We start from the raw sequence: 6,334 nt of genomic DNA, 5'->3' as shown, positions 1-6,334 counted from the left end.
AAGTTAAAAAAATTTATTTCAAAATTCTGTTTCTTGAAGCATGTGCTAAAGCAATAGCTACAGCATCGGCCGTGTCATCTTGCTTAATGTTTGAACCTGTAAAAAGATTAACCATTTTTATAACAGCTTCTTTATTAGCGTTTCCATTTCCTGTTATTTGTGATTTTATCTCTCTTGGTTTATATTCTCTAAACTCTATATTATTCAAAGTAAGTGCTAATATTATAACGCCTCTTGCCTCAGCAACTTTTATAGCAGTTTTAGTATTCTTTGAAAAGAAAAGCTCTTCTATTGAAGCATTGTCTGGTTTGTATTGTTTAATAAGTGAATCTAATTGAGTGTATATAAATGAAAGTCTTTGATTATATTCTTCGTTTGAAAAGGTTTCGATAAGCCCAGAATTTACTATTTTGTACTCTGAGTTTTTAGACTCTACAAAAGCATAACCGCATCTAGCAAATCCCGGGTCTATACCTAAAGTTATCATTAATTAATATTATTCTTCTTCTATTAAGTTGTCTGTAATCTCTAAATTAGTAGCTACAGCAGAAACATCGTCATGATCTTCAAAAAGTGAAATTATCTTCATAACTTTTTTAGCATCATTTTCAGCTATAGTCATAGTATTATCAGCAATACGTACTATTTCAGCACTTTCAGGCTCAATATTTTTAGCTTTTAAAGCATCAACTATAGAAGATAAAGCTTCCATAGGTCCAGTAATAGTAAATACTTCTTCATCTTGTTCAATATCTTCAGCACCAGCATCTAAAACTATATCCATTAAGCTCTCTTCAGTATTACCAGCAGCAGGAATGATAACAACAGCCTTCTTCTTAAACTGCCAAGAAACAGCACCGTTCTCTGCCAAGTTTCCGCCATTTTTACTGAATATTGACCTTATCTCAGCAGCAGTTCTGTTTTTATTATCTGTAGCAACGTCTACTATGATTGCAACGCCACCAGGAGCATAACCCTCATAAGACATTTCTTCTATATTAGCACCTTCACCAGCACCAGCACCTCTTTTAATGGCTCTGTCTATATTATCATTAGGCATGTTAGTACCTTTAGCTTTAACTATAACCATTCTTAATCTTGCATTTTGGTCTGGGTCTGGGCTACCACCTTCTTTTACTGCGATTGTAATTTCTTTTGCTATTTTTGACCAAATCTTACCTTTTTTTGAATCATTTGCGGCTTTTTTATGTTTAATACTAGCCCACTTGGAGTGTCCTGACATATTACACCTCTATTTATTAGATTTTTTATTTATAGATTTTATTTAAAATATTACTTGCCTAGATTATATAATAAAAACTAACTATTGTCAAATTTTATTTATTTATTTATTTTAAAAACAAATTAAAGTATTAAATTATATCAAATATGTTTTATACTTCCCTCTTTATATTAGGTGTGTAAATTATTCTTCTGAAATCAGAATCTTTATTGTCCATATCGCCTAAAAATATTCTTTCATGTTTAGGTACTTTTTTATAAGCCTCTTTTAATAATTCTCTGTTATAGTCTGAAGGATATACAAGATAATTATGATAGCATTTTATTGCATAATCAAAAGCATTTTCTTTACCTGAAATCTTTTTTATATTTTCTTTTATCTCTTTTAATTTTTCTTTTTTATTTGTGTATTTTAAAGCAAGTTTTAATTTAAGTTTTGCAAGATTTTCTATTATGATACTATCATCTTCTTTAGGATATAAAATTAATTCATCATTATCAAACATATTTTTTATATTATTAAAGTTATATATATTATTGTCATTATATATTGATATTGTTTCATCATCATAAATGGTGTAGTAAGTTAAGAATATTTCTTTGTTAGATGAATAATGAGAAGATTTTCTAAATATAAAATAACTTTTACCATTGGATAAATCATATCCAAATTCCTCTTTCATTTTAAAATCAATTGGACTTGCCAAAAATGATACTTTTAATTTTTCCCATTTTTCTATTTCTCTTTGAGTAGTTTTATAAATATTCTGCATTTCAGGATTCATTTCTTTTAATATGCTTTTAATGTATTCATAATAATCATCTTTATGCATCCACTGTGATTCTAAAATTTCAAAATCACCTACACCATGAACATTTAATTCTTCATTATTTTCTATAAATGATACAACCCATTTTTTCTCCAATGCTTTTTCAAACTGATAAATATCAAATTTCTCCCAAGCACTAACTACACCATCTTCATAAATTGCTAAATTAGAGAGGAAATAAGAACCATTTTTTATAATACCGAAAAAACTTCTTCCTTCAACTCTTTCTTTTCTATACACATTATTTTTACACATATACACACCATTAATAAGAATTACAGCACCTTAAAAATTTTAATTATATTTTATTTAATTTTGTTTAATATAATCGTCAAAAGTTCCGCTATTTCCCCCTCCAGAATTACTAGTATATGAATATTTAAAATCAAATTTACAATATACACTATCTACAAATTCAAGTGTAATCTCTAAAACTGCATCTTTTGTACCATATGTAGTTTTATATAAATAGTTTTCATAAATGCCTTTATTATTTTTTATTATTTGTTCAGCAGGTATTTTAAACTTACTCTCTTTATCATAAAAACATTCTATTGAACCATCAACATTTATATTTATACTATAATGAGTGCCGCCGCCTGTATTGGTGCATTTATAAGTACCTACATATTGAGGGTCAATACCTGTTCCTTTAAGTAATTTTTTTATATTATAATTTATGTTTTGAATGGAGCCTTGATAATACTTATATTCTTTTCCTTTAATATTACCTGAAGTCTCTGAAGAAAAAGAAACTATAGCATCTAGTTCTTTTTTAGGAGCTTTATAATAAACTTTGAATCCGCTATCAGTGCTACTATATTGTATATCTGTAATAAAAACTACTTCATCACCAGAAGAGCTTCCCATTTTTCTTATATAATAATTCTCACCAAATACATGAACTCTGCCATCACCTTCCCAAGCACCTGCATAGTCAGATAATGAAGGCTGATTTTGACCTCCATCTCCACCATCTCCTGTATTGCCTCCGTCCCCACTGCTTCCTCCTGTATCACCACCGCCACCTGATATGTTGTCTGAATTATTTGGATTATTAGGGTTTTCTTTCGCACAAGACAATACAAAAAAGAAAGATAAAATAATAATAACTATAATTTTTTTATACATAAAAACCTCCTAATTTTATTATATAAAAAAATATATTAGTATTATCATAAATAACCTTATATAACTATAGTCTAATAAATAGGAGTTAGTAAATCAAATTTTTATGTAATTTTTTTAAAAAAAAGCCCATTAGTATAAAAATACTAATGAGCTTAAACTATATTTGTAATAAGACGACTAAATTATCCTATAATTCTCATTATAGACTGATTTTTCATATTAGCATTAGCTAACATAGCAGCACCAGTTTGTTGTAAGATTTGTTCACGAGTATAAGCAACCATAGCTTGAGCCATATCAGCATCTCTTATAACACTTTCAGAAGCGATAGTGTTTTCAGTAGCTATCATTAAGCTTTTTACCATAGATTCCATTCTGTTTTGAACAGCACCTAATTCAGCTCTTTGAGCTACTACCATTTGAATACCTTCATCTATTCTTCCTAAAGCTTGGTTAGCAGTTTCAACAGAAGAAATAGAAAGAGGAGTATCTCCACCAACTTGTAAGTTAGCAGCAGTCATAGCACCGATATTTACAGAAACTCTTTGATCCATATTAGCACCAATGTGGAAAGTAATAGGAGTTTGAGTATCAGCAGCAAAACGACCTGTTAACATGTTCATTTTGTTGAATTCAGCTTGAGAAGCGATTCTGTCAACTTCAGCTACTAATTGATTAACTTCTACTTGAATTAAAGCTCTGTCACTATCAGAATATATACCGTTAGCAGACTGAATAGCTAATTCTCTCATTCTTTGCATAATGTTAGTAGTTTCATTTAAATAACCTTCAGTTGTTTGAATGAAAGATATACCGTTTTGAGCATTTCTAGTAGCTTGTTGTAAACCACGGTATTGAGAACGCATTTTTTCAGATACTGCTAAACCAGAAGCATCATCTCCTGCAGTATTGATTCTCATACCACTAGAAAGTTGTTGAATTGTTTTTGTCATTTGATTGCCAGTTAAATTTAACTGCCTGTTTGCATTTAATGCAGAAACATTATTGTTGATAATCATTGTTACTACCCTCCATGAATAGTCATTAAAAAATTATAATTTCCGAATTTATTATGTTTTAATATATTATTTAGTCATCCCCTACAAAATAATAACATAATATATAAACATATTATAATATTTTTTTAAAAAAAGTAAATACTAATTTTTTTAAAAAATATACCGATAATGATAATTCGCATTTATTTTTAAAAAGTTTCTTCTTTAATATATTTAATAAACTGATTTAATAATAATAAAATAATACAACATATAATTCTTAATATATCATAAATTAATAATATCATAAACAAAATAAAAAATTATGCTTGTACTATAAAATATTTTTTGTTATACTTAAGAACATATTAACTCACATATAAAAAAGGAATGAATTTTATGTCTGTTTCTTATGAAGAAAGCGGTGTAAGCAGAGAAGAAGGCTATAAAGCTGTATCTCTTATGAAAGAAGTAGTTGCTAAAACTATGAATAATAATGTATTAAACAATATTGGAAGTTTTGGGGCTATGTATGAGCTTGGTAAATACAATAACCCTGTTTTAGTATCTGGTACTGACGGAGTGGGCACTAAATTAGAGATTGCATTTTCTATAAAAAAATATGATACTGTTGGAATTGATGCGGTGGCTATGTGCGTTAATGATGTACTTTGTCATGGGGCTAAACCTATTTTCTTTTTGGATTATCTTGCTTGTGGAAAACTTAACAGCGAAACTGCTGCTTTAATAGTAAAAGGTATAGCTGATGGTTGCTATGAGGCTGGTGCTGCTTTGATTGGTGGGGAAACTGCTGAGATGCCTGGTTTTTATAAAGAAGGAGATTATGATATTGCTGGTTTTTGTGTAGGTGTTGTTGAAAAAGATAATATTATAGACGGAAGTAAAGTTAAAGAAGATGATGTTATATTAGGTATAGCTTCTTCTGGTTTTCATAGTAATGGTTTTTCTCTTATAAGAAAATTGGTAAGAGATTATAATGCTACATTTGAAGATAAAAAAATTGGTGAAGTGCTTCTTACACCTACTAGAATATATGTTAAAACAATTCTTAAATTACTAGAAAAATATAATATTAAAGGTATGGCTCATATTACAGGGGGAGGATTAATAGAAAATGTTCCTAGAGCTTTCAAAAAAGATTATAAGGCTGTGATAAATAAAAATAGTTTTGACACACCTGAAATATTTAAGTATATTCAATATCTTGGAAACATAAAAGAAGAAGAGATGTATAATACTTTTAATATGGGTATTGGTTTTGTAATTATTGTTGATAAAGATGAAAAAGATAATATTATAAATGAATTAAAAGAAATGAAAGAAACTGTTTATGAAATTGGACATATAGAAAAAAATAATGGAGAAAATAGCGGAATATGTTTAATATAGCAGTGTTAATTTCTGGAGGCGGAAGCAATTTAAAATCATTAATAGACAATCAAAAAGAATATTATAAAATAAATGTAGTAATTGCTGATAGGGATTGCGGAGGATTAAATATTGCTAGAGAAGCAAATATAGATGCTGTTTTAATAGACAGAAAAGAATATAAAGAAAAGTTATCTCAAAAAATAGATGAAGAGCTTAAAAAATATAATATTGATTTAATAGTTCTTGCTGGTTATTTATCTATAGTAGACAGTGATTTTATATCTAAATGGAAAAACAAGATAATAAATATTCATCCATCACTTTTACCTAAATTTGGAGGTAAAGGAATGTATGGAATGAAGGTTCATGAAGCTGTTATAAAAAACAAAGAAAAAGAATCAGGTTGCACTGTGCATTATGTAACAGACACTATAGACGGAGGCGACATCATAATGCAAAACAAAGTAAATGTATTAGAAGATGATACTCCAGAGATACTTCAAAAAAGGGTATTGGTAGAGGAACATAAAATACTTCCAGCAACCGTCATAAAACTAGCTTCTGAGAAATAATTCGGACTTCTTCAAAAAGTTGCAAAAAATGCAATTACTATAACTAATATTTTAAGCTAAAAAATCCAGCCTTTTTGCTTCTTTGTGGCACGCCACAAGGGCACTTCCTTTGGTCGCCCTGAAGGATTCCCTTTGGTCACAAAAGAAGTGGGGTGCTGCACGGTGTGTA

7 protein-coding genes are annotated in these 6,334 nt (G+C 28.8%); 2 read left to right on the top strand and 5 right to left on the bottom strand.

The features are described from left to right. Window positions 1-13: 13 nt before the first annotated feature. From ruvC to E6A48_RS07205, 5 genes are all read right to left on the bottom strand, one after another. Complete coding sequence (gene ruvC / locus E6A48_RS07225; protein ID WP_219709357.1) at window positions 14-487, bottom strand: crossover junction endodeoxyribonuclease RuvC; 474 nt, start codon at window positions 485-487, stop codon at window positions 14-16. Between the two features lie 9 nt (window positions 488-496). Beyond that, a complete protein-coding gene (locus tag E6A48_RS07220) occupies window positions 497-1,243 on the bottom strand; it encodes a YebC/PmpR family DNA-binding transcriptional regulator (RefSeq protein ID WP_013244133.1) in 747 nt (248 codons plus the stop codon). A 151-nt stretch (window positions 1,244-1,394) separates the two neighbouring features. After that, a complete protein-coding gene (locus E6A48_RS07215) occupies window positions 1,395-2,327 on the bottom strand; it encodes a DUF7638 domain-containing protein (protein ID WP_219709356.1) in 933 nt (310 codons plus the stop codon). A 54-nt stretch (window positions 2,328-2,381) separates the two neighbouring features. Then, window positions 2,382-3,203 carry a hypothetical protein gene (locus E6A48_RS07210; protein ID WP_219709355.1) on the bottom strand — a complete coding sequence of 274 codons (822 nt, stop codon included), beginning with the start codon at window positions 3,201-3,203 and terminating at the stop codon, window positions 2,382-2,384. A gap of 182 nt (window positions 3,204-3,385) precedes the next feature. Beyond that, window positions 3,386-4,222 (bottom strand): flagellin N-terminal helical domain-containing protein, encoded by an 837-nt coding sequence (locus E6A48_RS07205; RefSeq protein ID WP_014934124.1) that lies wholly within the window; start codon window positions 4,220-4,222, stop codon window positions 3,386-3,388. 378 nt (window positions 4,223-4,600) lie between these two features. On the opposite strand from E6A48_RS07205, the gene purM reads away from it, so the two are divergent. Both purM and purN read left to right on the top strand, forming a co-directional pair. Next, window positions 4,601-5,611, top strand: a complete 1,011-nt coding sequence (gene purM / locus E6A48_RS07200; protein ID WP_219709354.1) for a phosphoribosylformylglycinamidine cyclo-ligase — start codon at window positions 4,601-4,603, stop codon at window positions 5,609-5,611. Then, the gene (purN, locus tag E6A48_RS07195) at window positions 5,599-6,165 is read left to right on the top strand and encodes a phosphoribosylglycinamide formyltransferase (RefSeq protein ID WP_219709353.1); all 567 of its coding nucleotides are present in this window, start codon (window positions 5,599-5,601) and stop codon (window positions 6,163-6,165) included. The genes purM and purN overlap by 13 nt, the downstream gene beginning before the upstream one ends. Window positions 6,166-6,334 lie beyond the last annotated feature (169 nt).

Origin of the sequence: Brachyspira pilosicoli (assembly GCF_019402445.1) — a bacterium.
GTDB classification, from domain to species: domain Bacteria; phylum Spirochaetota; class Brachyspiria; order Brachyspirales; family Brachyspiraceae; genus Brachyspira; species Brachyspira pilosicoli_B.
The sequence above is the reverse complement of the archived record's forward strand: the minus strand, read 5'-3'. Positions and strand labels throughout refer to the sequence as shown.